The organism is Kineosporia mesophila, assembly GCF_021129235.1.
Classification (GTDB): domain Bacteria; phylum Actinomycetota; class Actinomycetes; order Actinomycetales; family Kineosporiaceae; genus Kineosporia; species Kineosporia mesophila.
Window position 1 is genome coordinate 115,282 of sequence record NZ_JAJOMA010000003.1, and the last position, 21,367, is coordinate 136,648.

At 70.1% G+C, this 21,367-nt stretch carries 20 protein-coding genes; 11 read left to right on the plus strand and 9 right to left on the minus strand.

Going from position 1 to position 21,367, the window contains the following annotated elements; genetic code table 11:
* Positions 1-23: 23 nt before the first annotated feature.
* The gene (locus LR393_RS36190; RefSeq protein ID WP_345718718.1) at positions 24-290 is read left to right on the plus strand and encodes a helix-turn-helix domain-containing protein; all 267 of its coding nucleotides are present in this window, start codon (positions 24-26) and stop codon (positions 288-290) included.
* 97 nt (positions 291-387) lie between these two features.
* Positions 388-1,158 (plus strand): hypothetical protein, encoded by a 771-nt coding sequence (locus LR393_RS05495; protein WP_231482083.1) that lies wholly within the window; start codon positions 388-390, stop codon positions 1,156-1,158.
* A 6-nt stretch (positions 1,159-1,164) separates the two neighbouring features.
* Here the strand turns inward: LR393_RS05495 and LR393_RS05500 are convergent, their stop codons facing one another.
* On the minus strand, positions 1,165-2,352 hold the full coding sequence (locus tag LR393_RS05500; protein ID WP_231482084.1) for a type III PLP-dependent enzyme domain-containing protein: 1,188 nt from the start codon (positions 2,350-2,352) through the stop codon (positions 1,165-1,167).
* A gap of 542 nt (positions 2,353-2,894) precedes the next feature.
* Here LR393_RS05500 and LR393_RS05505 point away from each other — a divergent pair.
* The 3 genes from LR393_RS05505 to LR393_RS05515 are packed head-to-tail and all read left to right on the plus strand — an operon-like array spanning position 2,895 to position 4,439.
* Entirely contained in the window at positions 2,895-3,071 is a 177-nt protein-coding gene (locus LR393_RS05505; RefSeq protein ID WP_231482085.1) for a hypothetical protein, read from the plus strand.
* Positions 3,050-3,622: a GNAT family N-acetyltransferase gene (locus LR393_RS05510; RefSeq protein WP_231482086.1), complete on the plus strand. Its 573-nt coding sequence runs from the start codon at positions 3,050-3,052 to the stop codon at positions 3,620-3,622. Before LR393_RS05505 ends, LR393_RS05510 begins: the two co-directional genes overlap by 22 nt.
* Positions 3,623-3,644: 22 nt before the next feature.
* Entirely contained in the window at positions 3,645-4,439 is a 795-nt protein-coding gene (locus LR393_RS05515) for a nuclease-related domain-containing protein (protein ID WP_231482087.1), read from the plus strand.
* A 71-nt stretch (positions 4,440-4,510) separates the two neighbouring features.
* Here LR393_RS05515 and LR393_RS05520 read toward each other — a convergent pair whose 3' ends face one another.
* Entirely contained in the window at positions 4,511-4,933 is a 423-nt protein-coding gene (locus tag LR393_RS05520) for an OsmC family protein (protein WP_231482088.1), read from the minus strand.
* A gap of 22 nt (positions 4,934-4,955) precedes the next feature.
* Complete coding sequence (gene ppdK / locus LR393_RS05525) at positions 4,956-7,634, minus strand: pyruvate, phosphate dikinase (protein ID WP_231482089.1); 2,679 nt, start codon at positions 7,632-7,634, stop codon at positions 4,956-4,958.
* A gap of 358 nt (positions 7,635-7,992) precedes the next feature.
* Here ppdK and LR393_RS05530 point away from each other — a divergent pair, with 358 nt between their 5' ends.
* From LR393_RS05530 to LR393_RS05540, 3 genes are all read left to right on the plus strand, one after another.
* Entirely contained in the window at positions 7,993-8,874 is an 882-nt protein-coding gene (locus tag LR393_RS05530; RefSeq protein WP_231482090.1) for a hypothetical protein, read from the plus strand.
* Positions 8,871-9,335: a hypothetical protein gene (locus tag LR393_RS05535; RefSeq protein ID WP_231482091.1), complete on the plus strand. Its 465-nt coding sequence runs from the start codon at positions 8,871-8,873 to the stop codon at positions 9,333-9,335. The genes LR393_RS05530 and LR393_RS05535 overlap by 4 nt, the downstream gene beginning before the upstream one ends.
* An 83-nt stretch (positions 9,336-9,418) precedes the next feature.
* Positions 9,419-10,621, plus strand: a complete 1,203-nt coding sequence (locus tag LR393_RS05540) for an amidohydrolase family protein (protein ID WP_231482092.1) — start codon at positions 9,419-9,421, stop codon at positions 10,619-10,621.
* On the opposite strand, the gene LR393_RS05545 is transcribed toward LR393_RS05540, so the two are convergent.
* The 3 genes from LR393_RS05545 to LR393_RS05555 form a co-directional block, all read right to left on the minus strand.
* Entirely contained in the window at positions 10,599-11,465 is an 867-nt protein-coding gene (locus tag LR393_RS05545; RefSeq protein ID WP_231482093.1) for a nicotianamine synthase family protein, read from the minus strand. The genes LR393_RS05540 and LR393_RS05545 overlap by 23 nt on opposite strands.
* 20 nt (positions 11,466-11,485) lie before the next feature.
* The gene (locus tag LR393_RS05550; protein WP_231482094.1) at positions 11,486-12,055 is read right to left on the minus strand and encodes a GNAT family N-acetyltransferase; all 570 of its coding nucleotides are present in this window, start codon (positions 12,053-12,055) and stop codon (positions 11,486-11,488) included.
* Between the two features lie 117 nt (positions 12,056-12,172).
* Positions 12,173-13,099 (minus strand): LysR family transcriptional regulator, encoded by a 927-nt coding sequence (locus LR393_RS05555; RefSeq protein ID WP_231482095.1) that lies wholly within the window; start codon positions 13,097-13,099, stop codon positions 12,173-12,175.
* Between the two features lie 72 nt (positions 13,100-13,171).
* Here LR393_RS05555 and LR393_RS05560 point away from each other — a divergent pair, with 72 nt between their 5' ends.
* The 3 genes from LR393_RS05560 (at position 13,172) to LR393_RS05570 (ending at position 14,944) form a co-directional block, all read left to right on the plus strand.
* Positions 13,172-14,110 (plus strand): EamA family transporter, encoded by a 939-nt coding sequence (locus tag LR393_RS05560; protein WP_231482096.1) that lies wholly within the window; start codon positions 13,172-13,174, stop codon positions 14,108-14,110.
* Positions 14,111-14,183: 73 nt separating this feature from the next.
* Entirely contained in the window at positions 14,184-14,429 is a 246-nt protein-coding gene (locus LR393_RS05565; RefSeq protein WP_231482097.1) for a hypothetical protein, read from the plus strand.
* A gap of 62 nt (positions 14,430-14,491) precedes the next feature.
* The gene (locus tag LR393_RS05570; protein WP_231482098.1) at positions 14,492-14,944 is read left to right on the plus strand and encodes a GNAT family N-acetyltransferase; all 453 of its coding nucleotides are present in this window, start codon (positions 14,492-14,494) and stop codon (positions 14,942-14,944) included.
* Positions 14,945-14,989: 45 nt separating this feature from the next.
* On the opposite strand, the gene cydC is transcribed toward LR393_RS05570, so the two are convergent.
* From cydC to LR393_RS05585, 3 genes are read right to left on the minus strand one after another with little or no spacing between them, the layout of a single operon-like run.
* Positions 14,990-18,736, minus strand: coding sequence for a thiol reductant ABC exporter subunit CydC (cydC, locus tag LR393_RS05575; RefSeq protein WP_231482099.1), 3,747 nt, complete (start codon positions 18,734-18,736; stop codon positions 14,990-14,992).
* Positions 18,733-19,731, minus strand: coding sequence for a cytochrome d ubiquinol oxidase subunit II (cydB, locus tag LR393_RS05580; RefSeq protein WP_231482100.1), 999 nt, complete (start codon positions 19,729-19,731; stop codon positions 18,733-18,735). Before cydB ends, cydC begins: the two co-directional genes overlap by 4 nt.
* A gap of 19 nt (positions 19,732-19,750) precedes the next feature.
* Complete coding sequence (locus LR393_RS05585; protein WP_231482101.1) at positions 19,751-21,247, minus strand: cytochrome ubiquinol oxidase subunit I; 1,497 nt, start codon at positions 21,245-21,247, stop codon at positions 19,751-19,753.
* Positions 21,248-21,367: the final 120 nt, after the last annotated feature.

The following is a 21,367-nucleotide window of genomic DNA, read 5'->3' on the forward strand; positions in this document are numbered from 1 at the left end:
TGCCGGAACAGGTGTCCCATCAGATGTCCGGGCAGACGTCAGAGCCTGGGCATGACCAGCCGGAACACGATCACCACGTCATCTGTCATCTCGACGACCTGCTGGCCGAGCGCAGCATGACCCTCACCGAGCTGTCGGTGCAGGTGGGGGTCACGGTGGTGAATCTGTCCGTGCTGAAGAACAATCGGGCCCGGGCCGTGCGCTTCTCCACGCTGAGCGCGATCTGCGAGGTCCTGCGCTGCTCCCCCGGTGAATTGCTCACCGTCGAGGTCGGCCCGGCGAAAAGCTGACCGGCCGCTCCCTCAAGCCCGGCCGGGCGGATGCCGACATGGCCGTTACCGCCGGTGGCATCGGGGTCTCCGGCCACTGCTCCGCCCTGGAGGAATCATGTCGGTCGCGGACATCATCCGAGCTTTCGGATGGATACCGGTGGCCTGGCTGCTCACCGTCCATCTGCTGATCCGGTTCGGGCGGGTGCCGCGACACGGCTCCGCGATCCGGATCGCCGGCTGGGTCGCCGCCCTGACGATCATGGCGGCCGCCCTGGCCACGCGGATGTGGCCGATCGTGGCACTGGGCCTGCTGTTCATGCGCACGGAACTGCTCGGGCACCGGCACTCCGACGAGCGCGAGGCCCACCGGGTCCAGGACCTGCTCGACCGGTTCCGCCGGCACGAGGACGAGACGCGCCATCCGGTGCCGGGAGCCCGGACGCCTCTGGACGACATCCACGCGCTGCACGACCAGGAAGAGGTGCTGCCCGACGTCCACATCCACCACGGCGGCAGCGGTCTCGCCCCGGCCTCGGCCCGGCACCCGGAGTACACCGTGCCCGGCGTGACCGCGGCCTCGGCGGCAACCCTCCGCGCCCGCACGCACGACAAGGCCGATCCGGACTTCGTCCCCGCGGCGGTCGGCCTGCGCGAACCGCACCATGACACCCACCATGACACCCGCCACCGGGCGGAGACCGCCCATCCGACCACGATGCGGGCCATCGGCTCGGCCAAGCGCTTCACCGACCTCCTGCTGAAGGTGGAGATCGTCGTCGTGGTGGTGGTCGCCCTGGTGCTGTTCGGTATCTGGGCCGAAGGGCAGCGCCGGGAATTCACCCGCAACTCCGACAGCACCGTCTGCAAACTCAGTTACAGCTGCTGAGCGCGCTCACTCCGCCGGGTCGAGGTACGCGAAGGTCGGGTGCGGGTGCATGAGGAAGTCGTGGTGGGAGATGTTCCAGGCGTAGGCCCCGGCCATCCGGAACACCAGCAGGTCACCGATGCACAGGTCCTGCACGGGCACACCGGTGGCGAGCTGGTCCTTGGGCGTGCAGAGCTGACCCACCACGGTGAGCTCGTCGTCGTTCAGCGGCTCGCCGGAACGTCCGGGGCCGGGGAGCGCGACCAGGGGCTGACTGTGGCCCTTGGTCGCCGGCGTGCGCAGATGGTGGGTGCCGCCCCGGGCGATCGCATAGGCCTGGCCCCGCGTGTACTTCAGGTCGAGCACGTCGCTGACGTAGTACCCGGCGTGCACGCTGACCGACCGGCCCGGCTCGACCCGCAGCACGGCCGGGCCCCGGTCGAGCTCGGCCAGGCCCTGGGCGTAGGCCTCCCAGTCGAAGTGCCGCCCGGGGTCGGCGTAGTCGACGGTCATGCCGCCGCCCAGGTTGATCTCGGGGCGGTCCCGGCCGGGCAGGTACTGCTCCAGCCAGCACCGGGCCCAGGCCAGCACCCGCGCGTCGAGCGTCAGTTTCTGCCCGGCGTCCAGCCCGGAGGCCAGGTGCACGTGAAGACCGCGCACCCGCACCCCGCTACCGGCCGCCGCGGCGTCGCGGGCCGTGCGGGCGGCGACGGCGAGCGTGTCCTCGTCCATCCCGAACGGCCCGCTCATGGTCAGCGCCGCGCCGCTCACGCCGAAGGGCAGGTTGGCCCGCAACAGCACGTCGACGGGACGGCGCCCGGCCAGCGCGATCACCCGGTTCAGCTCGCGCACGCTCTCCACGTGCAGACGCCAGACGCCACGGCCGATGGCGGCCATCAGTTCCCGGTCGGTCTTGCCCGGCCCGCCGAACGCCACGCGCGCGCCGGGCGCGGCGTCCATAACGTGCTCCAGCTCGCCGCCGGAGGCCACCTCGATGCCGTCGGTCAGGGGCGCGATCACGCGCAGCAGCGCCGGGTCGGGGTTGGCCTTGGCGGCGTAGAGGAAATCGACCCCGGCCCCCGCGAGCGCGTCGCGGATCGCAGCGGCCTGCGAGCGCAGGGCGGCCAGGTCGTAGAGATAGGCCGGGAGCTGGTTCTCCGCGGCCAGGGCGAGCGCACGCTCGCGTACGGCCTCGGGGAGCACGTCATCACGCATTCGCCGATTGTCGCCGAAAGGCGGCGTCGCGGCGGCATTCTTCACGGCGTTCCGGCGTCAAGGTGACATGACCGACAGTGCCGACCGGGTCGAGTAGGAAAAGTCGGGCCGAGCGTGAGAACCCGGACACGCAGTGCTGATCGCCGAGGCCGCGCAGAGAGCCTTCGTGCTGGTCGAAAGAACCAGGAAAGCGATGTGTTCAGTGATTGAGTTTGCTATTTCCCAGATAAAAGAATGCCACCCAACGCGGCCGACTGTATTTGCCGGAGGAACAATTGTCAATTACCGACCTGGCGTTCGAGCAGGAATATATTCCATGCCCTACGACCACATCGACGAGCTCCGTGAGCGGCTCGCCGCACGTCAGACCCGGGCGCCCGCCTCCGCCACGGGTACCCGTCAGGCCCTCGTCGAACGGAAGGCCGTCGTGCATCTCTCCGGGCGTCTCCCCCACACTCGTCGAGACCGGCGCGGTCACGGCCCTCAAGGGACATCTCCTGATGGCGGACGTCGTGGCCGGCGCGGTCGCGGACCGGTAGTGGGTGCCCCCGGACGACGACGAGAACGGCGCCCGCGTGGTCGTGCTCGGGCCCGACCAGATCGTTGCCCCGTCCCCCCGTGGGCCGGGCGATCTCTACGTGGCGGTCACCCGGGCGACCCCGAGGCTGGGTGTGGTGTATTCGGCTAGCCTGCCGAAATGTCTGGACTCCCTGGCCTGAGCGGCCCCCTCCGTCTGGAGGGACCGAAAGTCGTCCTGCGCGAGTTCTCCCCGACCGACACCGACGGGGTGGCCGCGGTCGTCGGTGACGACCGCGTCACTCATTGGCTGGCTTTCGGCTCCCTCTCCCGGGACGAGGCCGCGATGCTGGTGGAGGGAGCGATGACCTCGGCCCACCAGAGCCCGCGCACCGAGTACTGGATGGCGATGAACGAGCCCGGCGACGACACCTTCCTGGGTTTCGCCCGCCTGTCCCTCGGCGGCACCCGGGCGGCCGAGCTCGGGTACGCCATCCACGCGGACGCCTGGGGCCGCGGCTACGCGACGGCCTCGGTGCGGCTGCTGGCCGGTTACGGCTTCGACGCCCTCGGCCTGCACCGCATCTCCGCGGCGATCGGCCCGGAGAACGTCCGCTCGGTGGGCGTGGTCGAGCGGCTCGGCTTCCGCCTCGAGGGCCGCATGCGCGATCACGTGTTCACGAACGGCGCCTGGCGCGACAGCCTGCTGTTCTCAGTACTCGACCGGGAGTGGAGAACGATGGACGCACAGTAACCATTGATCCATAATGTCCGGGATGAGACTGCGATACCGGGGCCGTTGTCACCGCTGCGGCACCGATCTTCCCGCCGGATCGACCGCCGAGTACGACCGTGCGACCAGGCTCGTCACCTGTACCGGCTGCCTGACCGCTTCCGGGCACGATCCGGTCTCGGCACCGCCACCTCCTCCGGTCCCCCATCGCGCCGGCGCTTCGGCCCGCCGGGAGTACGAGCGGCGCCGGACCACTCGCCGGCAGAAGGTCCAGCAGGCCCATCCCCGCCTGGGTGGCCTGATCCTGGCCCTGACGAACGACCCGCAGAACGTGCGGGCCTGGGCCACCGGCGCCGAGGGCGAGGAACTACTCGGACGGCGCCTCGACCAGAACGCCGGTCCGTTGCTGCGGGTTCTGCACGACCGGCGAATCCCTGGTACCAGAGCCAATCTCGATCATCTCGCGATCACCCCCGGCGGGGTTCACGTGATCGACGCGAAGAAGTACACCGGGCGGGTCCAGCTGAGAAGCGTCGGCCCGGAACGCCGGCTGTATGTCGGCAGCCGCAACTGCACCCGGCTCGTCACGGCGATGCACGGGCAGACGAGGATCCTCCGCGCGGCCCTGTACGAAGCCCGGATCCCCTCGCCCGTCCACGGCATCCTGTGTTTCGTCGATGCCGGCTGGCCGCTCCTGAGGCTGCCCATGACCCTCGACGGCGTCCGGGTGCAGCACCCAGCCCGAACGGTCCGGGCCCTGCGCCGCGCAGGTCCCTTGTCCGAGAACGACATCCAGCACACCTACGCGAGGCTGAGCGAGATCTTCCCGCCCGCCTGAACCACGACGCCAGGGACGCCGCGAGCCGGAGGCTCAACGACGTCCCCAGTTCGAAGCTCTGACGACACCCCTTACTCCGCCGTGCGCACCGCGACCGGCGTCCCCGCCTCGATCGTGCGTGACACCGTGCAGGTGTGGTCGTGTGATGCCTTGATCGCGCGGGGCAGCAGGGTGCGGGCGGCGTCGCCGGCCTCACCCTCGGGGAAGCGCACGTCGAAGGTCAGGGTGATGTCCTTCAGGGTGTTCTCCCCGTTCTCCCGCACGGCGACGGCGTCCACCCGGGCGCTGAAGTGCCCGGCCGGCGACCGCCGCCCGGTGACCACGTCGACATCGACGGCGGAACAGCCGGCGATGGCCGCCAGCAGCAGTTCCACCGGGGAGAACGCGTCCTCGGCCTTGCTCCCGAAGCGCAGCGTGTCACCACGCTTGTTCGTGGCCAGGTACACGCCTTCCTCGAGTCGTTCGATACTCACCGAGCGGTTGTCGTCAGTCATTCCGTGACTTTCTCACGACGTCTCAGATCACCGCCGCGCGCCCCGCCTCGAGCCGGGCAATCGGTACCCGGAACGGGGAGCAGGACACGTAGTCGATCCCGACCCGGTGGAAGAAGTGGATCGACTCCGGATCCCCGCCGTGCTCACCGCACACCCCGAGCTTGAGGTCGGGGCGGGTGCGGCGACCGTCCTGGGCGGCGATCCGGATGAGGCGGCCCACCCCGTCCACGTCGAGACTCTCGAACGGGGACACCATGAACACGCCGCGGTCGAGGTAGGTGGCGAAGAACCCGCCCTCCACGTCGTCGCGGGAGAAACCCCAGGTGGTCTGGGTGAGGTCGTTCGTGCCGAAGGAGAAGAACTCGGCGGCCTCGGCCACCCGCGTCGCGGTCAGGGCAGCCCGGGGCAGCTCGATCATCGTGCCGATCGGGATGGTCAGCGCCACCCCCTTCTCCTCCTGCACGGCCCGGAGGATCTGGTCGGCCTCGTCGCGGATCAGGAACAGCTCCATCACCGAGCCGACCAGCGGGATCATGATCTCGACCTGCGGCTCACCACCATCGGCCTTCACGATGGCCGCCGCCTCACTGATGGCCCGCACCTGCAACGCGAACAACCCGGGCAGCACCAGCCCCAGCCGCACACCCCGCAGGCCCAGCATGGGGTTGGACTCGTGCAGCCGCTCCACCGCCGCCAGCAGGCGTTCCTCGTCCTCGTCCACCTGGCCGGTGGCCCGGTCGACCGCCACCTTCACCGACAGCTCGGTGCGGTCGGGCAGGAACTCGTGCAACGGCGGGTCGAGCAGCCGGATCGTCACCGGCAGCCCGTCCATCGCGGTGAGCAGCTCGACGAAGTCCTGACGCTGCAAGGGCAGCAGCTCGTCGTACACGGTCTGCCGCGTGGCCCGGTCGGGAGCCAGCACCAGCCGTTCGATCAGCACCCGCCGCTCCCCCAGGAACATGTGCTCGGTGCGGCACAGCCCGATGCCCTGCGCTCCCAGGTGCCGGGCCCGGACCGCGTCCTGCGCATTGTCGGCGTTCGTGCGCACCCGCAGCCGGCGGATCGAGTCGGCGTGCGACAGCAGCCGGTCCACGGCCCGCACCAGGTCGGCCGTGTCCTCGTCGATGTCCTTCACCGCCGTCCCCAGCCCGCTCTCCAGGTAGGTGGCGACCGGCGACGCGACCACCGGCACCTCACCGGCGAACACCTCCCCGCTGCTGCCGTCGATACTGATCAGGTCACCCTCGCGCAGCACCCGGCCGTCCACCGTCGCGGCGCCGTCCTTCACCTCCAGCTCCGAGAACCCGCACACACAGGTCTTTCCCATCCCCCGCGCCACCACGGCCGCATGGCTCGTCTTCCCGCCCCGCGAGGTCAGCACGCCGCGCGCGGCAATCATCCCACCGAGATCGTCGGGGTTCGTCTCCTTCCGGACCAGGATCACGTCCTTCCCCTCGGCCGCGCCCTTTTCGGCTGTCGCCGAGTCGAACACGAGGTATCCCGAGGCCGCTCCCGGCGACGCGCCCATCCCTTTCCCGAGCAGATGCTTTTCAGCCGCACCGTCGAACCGGGGGAACATCAGCTGCGCCAGCTGGGCCCCGTCCACCCTCTCGAGGGCCTCGTCCAGCGTGATCAGGTTCTCGTCCACCAGTTGGGTAGCGATCCGGAAGGCCGCGGCCGCCGTACGTTTTCCCACCCGGGTCTGAAGCATCCAGAGCTTGCTGCGCTCGATCGTGAACTCGATGTCGCACAGGTCGCGGTAATGCGTCTCCAGCCGGCGCATCACCTGGAGCAACTGCTTGTACGACGACGGGTCGAGGTTCTTCAGATCGGCCAGGCTCAGCGTGTTGCGGATGCCCGCGACCACGTCCTCGCCCTGCGCGTTGACCAGGTAGTCGCCGTACACCCCGCCGTGGCCGGACGCCGGGTCCCGGGTGAAAGCCACACCGGTGCCGGAGGTGTCGCCCATGTTCCCGAACACCATGGTGCAGATGTTCACCGCCGTGCCCAGATCCTGCGGGATCCGCTCGCGCCGCCGGTACAGCCGGGCGCGCTCGGTGTTCCAGGAGTCGAAGACCGCGCGGATCGCCAGGTCGAGCTGTTCGCGGGGATGCTGCGGGAACGGCGACCCGCTCTCGTCCAGGATCACCGCCTTGAAGGTGGCGACCAGATCCCGGAGACTCTCCACGCTCAACTCGACGTCGACGTCCACCCCCTGGGCCGCCTTGGCGTCGTCCAGGGCCCCCGCGAAGATCTCCCCGTCGATCTCCAGCACGGTCTTGCCGAACATCTGCAGCAGGCGACGATAGGAGTCCCAGGCGAAACGCTCGTCGCCGCTCTCCTCCGTCAGGCCCTTCACACTCGCGTCGTTGAGCCCGACGTTGAGCACCGTCTCCATCATGCCCGGCATCGAATGCATCGCCCCCGAGCGCACACTCACCAGCAGCGGATCATGACGATCACCCAGCTGACGCCCCAGGTCGTCCTCCAGCCGGCGCAGGGCCATGGTCACCTGCACCCGCAGCTCACCGGGTTCACTGCCCGCGGCCAGGTAGGAGCGGCAGGCCTGCGTCGTGATCGTGAACCCCGGAGGAACCGGGAGCCCCAGGTTCGTCATCTCGGCCAGGTTCGCGCCCTTGCCACCGAGCAGTTCCCGCTGATCCCTGTTGCCTTCCGAGAACGCGTACACGTACTGGGTCATGGATACGTCATCGCCCTTCCGTCCACTGGCCGGCCCGGCTCCTGAACCAGCGAGAGTAAGCACGGAAAAGGCTGTCCGGACAGGGGGTCGCCTCGTCGCCCCAGACCTCCCCCGACCCAGTTGGCCTGCGCTTTCGCGCCCACTTCGCGGGTCGGTCACCCAGCGCCCGGCGGTCGGCCTGCGCTCGCTTCGCACTGATTGAAGACGACTGCCCGCACCTTCGGTGGATGAGGATAGTTTGCGCTCGGCGGCGACCGATCGGAGTCGGATGAGTACGGTGGGCGATCTTGGGAACCGACTGCGTGCTGTCTGCACCGACCTCCGGGACGCAGCGGTGGACGCCGGGTCCGGGAGGCAGGTGGCGATCTCCCTCGCCTCGACGTCGTCGGTCCACGGCTGGCACGGCCTGGCCCGGGGCCTCACGGCATCGGCGGAAGCCCTGGGGCAGACCTCCGCGCAACTGACCGCAGCGGTGGACGAGGCCGAACAGGCCCTCGGGAAACTCCAGGTTGTGCCGGCCCGGGGAGCAACCTCGGAGGTCTCCGACCAACTCGAGACGGCAACCGTGCTCCTGCTCCTGTGCCGCAGCGCCCTGGAAGAGGCCGGACCGCATCTGGACGACGCCCGGCTGGCCGCGGAACGGGCGGAGATACCGGTGCTGGTGGTGCGCGGGCGGATGCTGGGCGAAACCGTCATCCGCCTGCGGCAGCAGATCGAGGAGATCCGGGCGGGGGTCGAGGCGGAGTATCGAGAGGCCTTGAATCTGGGGGAGGCCGAAGGCGACGGACCTTCCGGAAGCACCACGTCGGGATCGAGGCGCCCGGACGGCCCGGCCGCCCAGCGCTCACCGAACTCGCGCCATCTCCTCAACCGGATCGGGAGACGCAGCCCGCAGAAGAACCGGAACACCCTGGTCCTGCCCGATGTCGATGTCTCCGCCGACCTTCAGGACATTCAGGAAGGGCGTGCCCGGTGGAACCGAACCACGAGCCGCTACGAGACGCCCGGCGGACGCACGTACGGCGTCGAAGAACCCTCCGGTACCGTGTTTCCCGATTCTGGGCCAGGCTTCATCCACCTGGGCCGCCACGAGTATCACGCCCTGAAGCATTACATCCAGGCCGACGGTGATCGCCGCAAGGCCGAGGAGGCGATGACCTTCTTCCCGGCCCTCACCGAGTCGGTACAGCGCCGAGCGTACGAAGTATTCAAGCATCACAAAAGTTTTCGGGGAGAATGATGGAGAGTTACGAGCTTCTGTACGACGGCACCGTGGACCCTCGGACCCTGATCGACGCTCTGGCCGAACTCGGCATCCCGGCCGATCGGGTTCTGAGCGAGCCGTACGACCCATCGTCGGGAGACAGCATTCCCGCGGTCATGCTGGAGCGCGGCGATCCCGGTGCCGATTTCAGCACCGTCGTGCAGGGCTTTGCCGAACTGGTCACCGGGATCGACCTTTCCCTGCTGGAATGGGCGCAATTCCTCACTCCGAAACTAGGAAGGCGCTGCCTCGTCGACGACGACACCCCGCAGCCCAACCGCTGGTACCTGGTGACGCCCCAAGGTGGTTGCGGCGTGGTGCACGTGGACGGGGACGACGCCGACGAGGGCCACATCCGTTTCCTCTACGCCACCACGCCGATAGCCGGTGCCGCCGAGATCCCGGTGCGCGCCGAGCCGGACTGGGCATCACGCTGATCCGATGGACGGGCCTGTGACCATGGCCATCATCACGATGTGAACGCTTGATTACGGTACGCCCCGTTATGAGACTGAACTCCATGCCGAGCCCGGAGCGTGTCGCCCACATCGCACCACTGGCCTTCGACGGGGAACGGTTCTGGCCCGACGGCGCGACCGTACTCACCGAGGGTGCCTCGATCGTCAGTGTCAGTGCTGGTCAGGGGCCCGCTCCCGAGGGTTTCGAGGTGCGGCGGCACGACCGTGGAACGCTGCTGCCGGGGCTCATCGACACGCATGTGCACCTGATCGCGGACGGGCGGGACGGGGCTCTGGGGCGGGACGTGCACCGGTCCCCCGAGGAACGGGAACAGGTGGTGCGGGCGTCGTTGCTCGCCCAGGCCCGGGCCGGGGTGACGACCGTGCGGGACCTCGGCGACAACCGCTGGTCGGTGCTGGAGCGGGTCTCGTCGCCCGGCGAACCGGCGGTGGTGGCGTCGGGGCCTCCGATCACGACACCGGGTGGGCACTGCGCGGCGATGGGTGGAGAGGCCGCCGGGGCTGCGGAACTGGCCGCGGCGGTGGACGAGCGGGCGGAACGAGGAGCGCCCCTGGTGAAAATCGTCGTCAGTGGTGGCGCGATGACGCCGGGGTCGGATCTGCTGTCGTTGCAGTACTCCGCCGAGGACCTCGCCCTGGTGGTGGAACGGGCTGCCCGTCATGGTCTTCCGGTGGTCGCCCACGCGCACTCGCTGGATGCCGTGAATCTCTGCATCGACACCGGGGTGCGGGGTATCGAGCACTGCACCTGCCTGACGACGAACGGGGTTCAGACCCCGCCCGATCTGGCGAACCGGCTGCGGGACCGAGGGATTCACATCGGGCCGACGTTCGGGCGGATCCCGGGCAGCCGGCCCTCGGCGCAGGCGCAGGAAGTCACGCAACGCACCGGCCTGGTGCCCGCCCACCGGTTCGTCCAGGTCGAGAAGCTTCACCGGCAGGGCGTTGCGGTGATCAGCGGATCCGATGCGGGGATCCACTCCGCGAAACCGCACGGCATCGTGGCGTATGCCGTGGCCGAACTGGTGGGGGCCGGGATCGCCACGGACGACGCGATCGCCACGGCCACCTCGGTGTCGGCGCAGGCCTGCGGCCTGGGATCCACGAAGGGACGCCTGCGGCCGGGTACCGACGCCGACCTCCTGGTCGTCGACGGCGATCCCCGGGCCGACATCGCCGCGCTGACCAGGGTTGGCACCGTGGTCGTGCGCGGGACGACGATTACGGGCGACGCAGGACGATGACCGAATTGATGACGTCGTTGAGTGGGTGGAGCACCCCGAGCCGCTCCCATCCGCCCAGCTCGTGGGTGCCCACGGCCGGGTAGAGCAGCCGTCTCAGCCCGGCCGCACTGCGCACCAGCAGTACCGCACCAGGACCCAGCCGTTGCCGGAGCGAGGCCAGGATGGCGTTCTTGGCCTCCGGCTCCAGGCCGGCCAGGGCTCCGAGCACCACCACGTCGGCGTCCGCCACCTGCTCGAACTCAGCCGCCTCGGCCCGGTGGAACCGCACGGCACCCGGGCCGATCAGCGCGTTCACGCAGGCGGATCCCAAGGCGACGGCCTCGGTGGACCGATCCACGACGTCCACCGGTACCCCGAGCTCTTCGTGCAGGCAGAGGGCACTGAGCGGGAGCGGCCCCGCGCCGAGGAAGCAGATGCGCCGGGCCTTTCCGGGCTCCACGCCGAAACAGCGCAGCAGGTTGATCTCCAGCCGGGTCAGTTCCCGGTAGTTGCCGATGTACGGGAACTGCTCGAGCACCTCCCGCGGCCGGCCGGCCGCGGCGATACGACGTGACCAGTGGGTCTCCATCAGGTACTCGCCCTCGGCGCACAGCTCGTGCAGGCCGGCCAGGCGGGAGACGATGCGCTCGTCACCCAGCACCCGGGCCGCCCTCGGCGACAGGTCGCCGCCGTCGTCACCGCACAGTTCGACCAGCTCGGTGAAGAGCCGATCGACCCTGGTGGACGGGGCCAGCCCCGGTTGCCCCCGCAGGCTTTCGTAGATGGTGGCCACGCGGTCAGCGAGTTGCTCGGCGTAGGCCTGGTCGACCGAACGATCGTCCAGGAGAACGAGATCACCAGCCACTGCCGGTCCTTCGCGCCGCATCACCGCTGTTCTGCCCCCTTGCCCGGTCGCCCGGCGATCTTCGGCAGGTCGATCTCGAAGTGCACGGTGTTGAACGGGTCGGGTCTTGCGTCGTGGACCTCGACGGTCGGCATCGAGCGCCAGAACGCCTCCGCACCGGGCACTCCCGCGTCCGTGTGCAGGTAGACCGTGTCGTACCCGGCCACCTCGGTGGCCCAGGCGGACGCCTCGGCCACCAGCCGCCGGGCCAGCCCCCGACGGCGCGCCTGCGGGCGCACCCAGACCCGCACGAGCTGGCAGGTCTCCGGGCCGTTGTAGCGGGCTGCGAGCCATTCCGGGTTGGGCGGCGACACCAGATGACAGGGACGGACAGCGGTCGTCGCGAGTACGCGTCCCTCATTCTCGCCGTGCTCGACCGCGACGAACAGCGCGGCCCGGGGCGCCTGGAGATAGGTCACCGCCAGGTCGTCGATGTCGCGGTGCCAGCGCTCCTGGTAGCCACCCATGTCGCGATCAAGCACCTCACGCATGCACGCCGCCGCGCCGGCCAGGTCCGCGGGCCCTGCCGCCCGGATCTTCACCTCACCCATGATCTTGCCGTCCCCCGTCGAATGTCAGTGCCGTCGGTCTCTTGTCGGGCGCCTGCCCGCCGGAAGACCATAGCGGATAATTTGATAATGACTCTCATTCACTCACCGGTAACGCTTTCAGAGTGACGGGTCGAAAACCTCGGCATGGTCGGCGAAGACGGAGACACACCGGTCACGCACATGCCGGACGGCCGGGCTGGCGGACATCGAGTCCCGCCAGATCATCTCGATCACCCGGGTCGGGGCCGGACCCGAGACCGGCACCGCGATCACCCCGTCGGGCAATGCCCCACGACCCAGGCGGGGCACCAGGGCCACCGCGACCCCTTCCTGCACCAGCCGCAACTGCGAGGCGAACTCGAACGACCAGAACCGGACCGAGGGCGGACGGGCGAAACCGGTGAACATGTAGAGGAACCAGCCGTGGCAGATCGTGCCGACCGGGGTCGAGGCCCAGGGCTCGTCGACCAGGTCGGCGGGCGTGACCATCTCCGCCCCGGCCAGCGGATGGTCGCGGTGCACGAGCAGATCGGCGGTGTCGAAGCCGACGAGCTGCGCGGCGACGTACTCCGGACGGTGCAGCGGCACGCCCACCCAGTGGTGCACGAGCCCGATGTCGGCCTGCCCGGCGGCCACGGCGTCGAGCGCCTCGAAAGGGTCGCGCTCGAACAGCTCCGGCACGAGCGCCGGGCTGGTCCGGGCCAGGTCGGCCAGCAGGGGTGCCACCAGGCCACGTACGGCCGTGGAGAACGCGACGATCCGTAGCGGCCCCGACGGTTCGCCCTGGTCGGCGCTGAGGCCCGCGGTCGCGGCCTCGACCCGGCGCAGGATCCCCTGCCCGTGCTTGACCAGCGTGCGCCCCTGTTCGGTCAGCACGACGCCTCGCCCGACCCGCTCCAGCAGGACCGCCCCGAGGTCTTTCTCCAGCCGTTTGATCTGCTGCGACACCGCGGACGGGGTGTATCCGCCGGAACTCGCGGCGGCCGCGACCGTGCCGTGCACGTCGACGGCGATCAGGGATCGCAGGGCCACCAGATCCATCATGAAGCAATGCTACCGATTCCCCGGCAGCGATACTCGATGGACGTACATGGTCGCCCGGTCCATCGTGAGTCCGTGACCACTCGCGACTCGTTCCTGGCTGTCCTGGTGACAGTGATCTGGGGCATGAACTTCGTCGTCATCGACGAGGGACTGGCCGGATTCCCGCCTCTACTGTTCGTCGCCCTGCGGTTCGTCGTGGTGCTGCTCCCCGCGTTGTTCCTCCTGCCCCGCCCGGATGTTCCCTGGCCCACCCTGCTGCTGGTCGGCACCTTTCTCAGCCTGGGCCAGTTCACCTTCCTCTACCTGTCGCTGGACGCGGGTATGCCGGCCGGGCTCGCCAGCCTGGTGTTGCAGGCCCAGGTGGTCGGGACCGTGGTGATCGCGGCCGGGGTGCTGGGTGAACGTCCTGGTCTCAAAGCCCTGATCGGGGTGATGCTGGGGGCGATCGGGCTCGTCGTCGTGGCGGTCGGCCGATCCGCCGAGACGCCTCTGCCCGGCCTGGCCCTGGCCGTCTGCGCGGCGTTGAGCTGGTCGTGCGGCAACGTGCTGAGCCGCCGGGCCGCGGTGAAGTCAGGGCTGGCGATGACGGTGTGGTCGGCGATCGTGGTGCCCGTCCCCCTGGCCCTGCTCTCCCTGCTGATCGACGGGCCGGCCGAGGTGGGCCACGCGCTCACCCACATCACGCTCGGCAACGTGATGTCGACGCTGTACACCGCCGTGCTCGCCTCGCTGGTCGGATACGGCATCTGGAACACGCTGCTGGCCAGGTACGCCGCCGCCCAGGTGGTGCCGTTCACCCTGCTGGTGCCGGTGGTCGGGCTGATCACCGCCTGGCTGGTGCAACACGAGCAGCCGGGCCCGTTCGAACTGCTGGGCGGGCTGGTGCTCCTGCTGGGAGTAGCCGTGACGGCCATCCGCCGTCCGGGTATACCCCGGCCCGTCGCTGTCCGCCCGGAGGATGACGCCGGTACTCAGGTACCGCCGAATTCGGCCCACGGGGTGACGCTTTGAGGGTCGGTGCCGACAGATGCTGGAAGCCGGGCAACGGTACGGCGCCGCCGGCCGGCATCAGGAGGAAACTGTCATGTTCGTCGAATTCGTGGTTCTGGCTCTGGCGGCCTGCGTGATACTGGCCTGCTCCCTGGGCCGTGCCGTGGCAGTACGCGGCCGGGCGGTCGGGGCGCAGGTGCCGTTCACGACGGTTGACCCGCCTCTCGGCCGGCCCTCGATCGTCGCGGCCACCGCCGGTCCCATCGATGATCTGCCGCTCGTGGCCCCGGCCGGGGCGGGCTACGGCACAGCCGGCCGGTTGCTGGTCCTGGCCGCCTGAACCGGATCCACCGGGCCGCCACGGCTGGCGATGAGCCAGTCCACTTCTGAAGATTCGGGACAATGACTGACATCCGGTTCCGCCGCGCAACCCTTCTCGACGTCCCCGCCGTCGTAGGCCTGCTGACCGACGACCGGCTCGGGGCGCAGCGCGAGAGCCCCGACGATCTTCCGCTCTACGAGGAGGCTTTCACCCGGGTGGAACAAGACCCCGGCCAGTTGCTCGTCGTCGGCGAGCGGAACGGCACGGTGCTGGCCACGGCCCAGATCACCTTCATCCCCGGGTTGTCCCGGCGCGGGGCGACCCGGGCCGTCGTCGAGGCCGTACGCGTGTCGAGCACCGAGCGCGGGGCCGGCCTGGGATCGGCCCTGATGCGGTGGACGATCGACGAATGCCGTTCGCGGGGTTGCGATCTGATCCAGCTGACGTCCGACCTCACCCGTGCGGACGCCCACCGCTTCTATCGCGGGCTGGGTTTCGTCCAGTCGCACGCGGGTTTCAAGTACCAGCTGTAGTCACGCCGGACCGGCCCTCTTCCCGGAAGCGACTCGATGCGCTCGTCATCGACGCCTCAGGCTGCCCTCCTCCAGATTTCCGTTCTCCATGCTTGCTTCTCCGAGACTTCCGTTCTCCAGGTGCAGCACGGCGTCCATCGCGTCGAGACCCTCCGCCCGATGAGTGACCAGCAGCACGGATTTCCCGGAGGAGGCGTCGAGCAGGTCGGTGAGCACGGCCTGCGCGGTCTCGGTGTCCAGGCTCTCGGCGGGTTCGTCGAGCACCAGCACCGGCCGGTCCGCCAGCAGGGCGCGGGCCAGGGCCAGCCGGCGACGTTCACCGGCGGACATCGTGGCACCCCGCTCCCCCAGCCAGGTGTCGAGTCCGCCCGGCGTGGCGTTGAACCAGTTCCCCAGCCGGGCCCGGGTCAGCACGACACGCAGTTCACCATCGCTCGCCGTGGGTTTCGCCAGTTTCAGGTTCTCCCGCAGGGTGCTCGCGAAGACGTGGTCGTCGTCCGGGACCAGTCCGACGCTCTCCCGCACCCGGTCACCCGCGAGGGTCCGGTAATCCCGGCCGGCCAGGCTGACCTGACCTTCCCGGGGGTCGAGGAACTTCAGGACGAGACCCGCCATCGTCGACTTGCCACACCCGGACGGCCCCTGCACCGCGATCCGGCGCCCCGGGCGCACGGCCAGGTTCAGACCGTTCAGCACCGGAGCACCGGCCGGGTCCCAGCTCGCGACGACGGACTTCAGTTCGATGCCCGGACCGGCCGGAACCGGTTCCCCGACCGAAGAATCCGCGACCGCATCGACACTGGCCGCCGGAGTCTGGAGCACCTGGGCCAGACGGCGCCGGGCGACGTGTCCTCGGGTACGGGCGTTGACAGCGTCGGGCAGGGTCGCCGTGACGTCGGAGAGGGCCAGGGTGCCGAGCACGAGCACACCCACCTGCTGGAGGGTGAGTCCGGTGGATCCGGTGATGCCGGTGGTCACGAGCATGACCCCGGCCACGGCGAGGCCTGCGCCGCCTGTCCGCAGAAACTCGGCCAGGGCGTTGCGGCGCACCTGGACCCGGTCGGCCTCGGTGGCGTGGCGACCAGCCGCGCGTACCGGTTCGACGCCCGTCGACAGAATGCCGAGCGCCTTCACGTCCTCGCTCCCGGCCAGCACCTCGACCACGGTCTGCGAATAGCCGGCCTTCGCCTCGGCCGTGCGCTCGGCCCGCCGATCGGCTCCCGCGCCCGCGACGACCGGTGCGACCACCCCGGCCAGCAGAAGCCCGGGCAGAGCCGCGAGCGCGGCGGTCCAGTCGATGATCGCGGCGACGAGCAGCGCCACGACCAGCGTGGCCGCGGCCACGGTCACCGGGCGGCGCCAGCGCAGCACGGTGTCACCGACCGCGTCGACGTCGTCCACCAGACGGGTCAGCAGGTCACCGCGCCGGGGCAGGGCCGGACCGGGCACCCGCGGAACGAGATCGGCGTAGACCCGGGCCCGCAGCCGGCCGAGATCGGCGAGCGCCACGTCGTGGGCCACGAGCCGGTCCAGATAACCGAGCAGAGGACGCGTGACGGCGAACAGCCGCACCCCCACCACCGCCACGGTGAGAGTCAGGATCGGTGGCTGCCCGGAGGCCTTCGTCAGCAGCCAGGCGGCGACTGCGGTGAGGGCCACACCGGACAACGACGACAGCGTTCCCAGCACCACGGCCAGGTTCATCGAGGCGGTTCGCAGGCGGGCCGGGATCCAGCTGCGCGCGGGCCGGGCGTCGGCCCAGGCCCGGCCGAAGCCCGGTAGCACGGCGTCGTCCTGAAACTTCTGTGCCGGAGCGTCCGAGGAGGAACCTACGGGACTGTTGTTGCTCGAAGAAATTCCATTTCCTCCTTGCGAAAGCCTGTTATCGCCCCCGAATAAGGACGCCGGGGCGGCCAAGGACGCCGACTCCGCACGAGGGCGGGGAGACGGAACCAGACCCGGCAGACTCCCCCCGGCCCCGGCCGAACCCCCCTCGGGGACGCCCACCGGCGCGATCTCCTCCACCTGCGACCACACCACCGCCCGGTCGACCGGACTCACCACCCCGGACACACCGGGAGCAGCCGACGAACCATCAGCAGCCACGTCCGTACCGGGCAGGGTCACCCGGGACGTGTTCCCCCACAGATGCGTCACCTCATCCGCCGCCGCGATCGCCGCCGGGCGATGCGCAACCATCACGACCGCGGTACCGCCGTCGGCGCGACGACGAAGACCGGCCAGCACCTCCTGCTCGGTGACGTTGTCGAGGTGGGCGGTCGGCTCGTCGAGCAGCAGCACGGCGGCCCCCACCTGGACCTCGTGCGCAGCCGCGTGTACGTAGGTCCGGGCCAGCGCCAGACGCTGACGCTGGCCGGCGCTGAGATCACGTCCGTCCTCGGTGAGGGCCGTGTCGAGCCCGGCGGGCAGGGCATCGATCCAGTCCCGGGCCGCCGCATCCCGCAGGGCCGCCTCGACGACCTCACGAGGGGCCTGCGGCCAGGCCACCGTCACCGCCTCCCGCAGCGTGCGGGCCAGGGGAAAACTGGGACGCTGCGGAAGGTAGACCGGGTCGGCGCCGTTCACGAAGCCCGATTCCGGGGTCCGCTGCCGGGCGAGAACCCGGATCAGGGTGGTCTTCCCGGCCCCCGAGGGTCCCACGATCGCCGTGATCGACCCCGCGAACACCCACAGTCCGACCCCCGACAGCACCGGCTCGGACCGCCCGGGCACCCGCACCGTGAGACCGTCGGCGACCAGCGCGACACCCGACGGGAGCGAAACTCCGGCAACGGGAACGACCGGGGCCCGAACATCGTCCACCAGTACCGAGGCCTCGTCGAGAACAGCCGCGGCATCGGCACTCTCGTGGAACCGGGCCCCCAGCTCACGGACCGGGCGATAGGCCTCGGGAGCAACGAGGATGGCGACGAGCGCGGTACCCAGGCCCAGATCACCCGCCGCGACCCGCAGCCCGGCCTCGACCGCGACCAGACCCACGGACAGGGTCGCCACCAGGTCGAGCGCGGTGCCGGAGAGGAACGCGATACGCAGGACCCGCACGGTGGCCGCCCGGTGCCGCTCCCCCACCGCGGTGAGCACCTCGACCTGCCGGTCGGCCCGCCGGTAGGCCCGCAAGGTGACGAGACCCTGCACCACGTCGAGGAAATGGGAGGACAGCTTCGACATCAGCTGCCACTGCTGCACCGAGCGCCGCTCGGTCAGCCGGCCCACGAGCACGGCGAACAGCGGGATCAGGGGCAGGGTGACCACCACGACGACGGCCGAGCGCGGGTCCAGCACCGCGAGGATCACGATCACCGCGGGCGGCAGCAGCACGGCGGGAATCACGGCGGGCAGGTACCGGGTGACGTACTTCTCCAGCGAGTCGACACCGTTCGTGGCGAGCGCCGAGACCCGGCCCGGACCGGCGTCCGCCAGCTGGTCCGGGGACAGGCGCAGCGCCGAGCCGACGAGAGCGGCCCCGAGCGCGACCCGGGCCCGCCCGGCCGCCCGGGCGGTGAGCACCGGCTCGGCGAACCGCAGCGTGCTGCGCACGAGAGTGGCGGCCACGAAAGCGATCAGCGGAGGCCAGGGCGACGTCCCGGCCTCGACCACGGTGACCGCCCAGGCCGCGGCGACGAGCTGGCCGAGCAGCGCGAGGGCCCCGAGGGCGGCCAGCGCGCCGAGCCCGGCCGCGTCGCGGCGCAGGGTCGGGACGAGCCGGAAGACGCGGATGTCCACCGGGCCGCGGGGGCGCGGCACGACCGGAGCAGCCGGAGATGTACTCATGCCGTGGTCACCCGGGCGCTGCTGATGCGCTTGCGGAAGATCCAGTAGGAGAAGGCCTGGTAGATCACCACGGCGGGCATGATGAACAGGGCGGCCCAGCTGATCAGCTCGAGCGAGAAGTCCGAGGTGACGGCGCTGTCCATGGTGATCGACCAGGTGGCGTCCAGCGTGCTGGGCACCAGGGTGGGCGCGTGCCAGGCCAGTCCGAGCACGGTGGCCAGGGCAATGGTGACCGCCCCGGCGGTGAAGGCCAGGCCCTCGCGGCGCAGCTGGGCTCCGGCCACGGCCACGGCCGCCGGCACCACGAGCACGGCGACCACGAACTGACCGCTGAGGACCGCGACCGCGAGAGTTCCCACGGCCAGAACACTTCCGGTGCGCACGGCCAGCCCGCGCGACCAGTCGCGCAGCGGGCCGGTGGTACGCAGCGACAGGAACAGCGCCCCGACCAGCAGGGCCGCCAGCACGGCACCGAGGGCACCGGCCGCGGCCTCCCAGGTGAGGAGCGGGTCGATGCTGCGGCTCCAGCCACCGCCCATCACCTCACCCTGCTCGTCGATCGCCAGGCCCCGGGCCAGCACCGCGACAACGGCGCCCCAGAGCGCGACGACCAGCAGGGATGACCAGGCCATGATCGCGTCGCAGCGGTCCTTCCAGCGTTCCTCGCCCTCGCCGTGGTACTTGCCACGGAACTCCAGGGCCACCCCCCGGGCCGCGAGCGCCAGCAGGATCAGCACCATCGGCAGGTAGAGGCTGGAGAGCACGGACGCGTACCAGTCCGGGAAGATCGCGAACATCAGGCCGATCGCGCCGACCAGCCACACCTCGTTGCCGTCCCAGGTGGGGGCGATGGTGCGGACGGCGGCGTCACGCTCGTGCAGGGGGCGACGGGCCAGGCCGGCGATCATGCCGACCCCGAAGTCGAAACCCTCGAGCACGAAGAAGAGCACCCAGGCGGCGATGATCACGCCGAACCAGATCACGGGTAGATTCATGAGAAGCCTTCTCCGGCAATCAGTAAGTGAGGACGAGGCGCGCGTCGTCGCGGTCGGGACCGGTTTCGGTAGGGTCACCGTCGCTGTCGCCGTCACCATCGCTGTCGCCGTCGGAGGACGCCTCCGGCGCGTGGTGCTCCGTCTCCCCCGATCCCGGCCCGGAACGCACCAGGCGGCACATCAGGCGCACCCAGACGACGGCGAGAATGCCGTAGACGACGGTGAATCCGACGATCGAGATGATCACCTCGGCCGCCGTGACGCCGGGGCTGACCCCCTGCTCGGTGCGGAACAGCCCGAAGGCGAGCCAGGGCTGGCGGGCGGTTTCGGTGAAGATCCAGCCGATCGCGTTGGCGGCCAGCGGCATCAGTCCGATGACCGCGGGGACGAACACCACGACCGGGCGCAGGCGCGCATGGCGCAGGAAGGCGGGCAGGTCGCGGTCCCTGCGGGTGACGAACAGGTACAGCGCGGCCAGGGCGGCGGCGCTCATCCCGACGCCGATCATCAGCCGGAACGACCAGAACGCGACGGGCACCCAGGGCACGTAGTTGGCCTCGCCGAACTGCTGCGTGTACTGCGCCTGCAGGTCGTTGATGCCCTGGACGGTGCCGTGGAAGTCGTGCGTGACCAGGAAGGACAGCAGGCCGGGGATGTCGATCTGGATGGACGGCTCGGCCTCGCCCGGCCCGGCGTAGGAGAAGAGGGAGAAGGGGGCTCCGGTCGTGGTCGTGTAGAGGGCCTCGGCGGCCGCCATCTTCATCGGCTGCACCTCGGAGATGACCACGCCGAGCCGGTCACCGGTGATCGAGACGAGCGCGCCACCGACGACGACCACCCAGGCCCCGACCCGGCCGAGCACGCGCACGGCGGCGCGGTCGACACCGGGACGGCGCAGCTGGTTCCACAGCGAGATGGCCAGCAGCAGGGCACCACCGGTCATCAGGGCACCGGACGCGGCGTGCGGGTAGGCGGCCAGGTTCAGTTGGTTGAAGAGCAGGGACGAGAAGTCGTTCAGCTCGGCGCGGCCGGTCTGCGCATCGATGGAGTAGCCGATCGGGTTCTGCATGAACGAGTTGGCCGAGAGGATGATGAACGCCGACAGCTGGGTGCCGATGGCGACGACCCAGATGGTGGCCAGGTGCAGGCCTTTCGGCAGGCGGTCCCAGCCGAAGAACCACAGGCCGAGGAAGGTCGCCTCCAGGAAGAAGGCCAGCATGCCCTCGATCGCCAGGGTCGGGCCGAACACGTCGCCGTAGAAGCGGGCGAAACTGCTCCAGGCCAGACCGAACTGGAACTCCTGCACCAGGCCGGTGACCACCCCGACGGCGAACGTGATGAGCAGCAGCTGGCCGCAGAGCACCGTGACCCGCTTCAGGTCGTCGCGGCGGGTGCGCAGCCAGGCGGTGTGGAATCCGGCGGTGAGCAGCGAGAGGCTCATCGACAGGGGCACGAACAGGTAGTGGTAGACCGTCGTCACCGCGAACTGGAGCCGGGCGAGATCTGTGACGTCCACGGGGCTGACCCTTCTGAGTTCCACCCGCCGGCACGCACCTGCACGGGGACCTGTGGCGAAGTGGTTCGGGACGATGAACCCTACGGCCCATCTACGACAGAGTGTAGTACGACTCGCTGT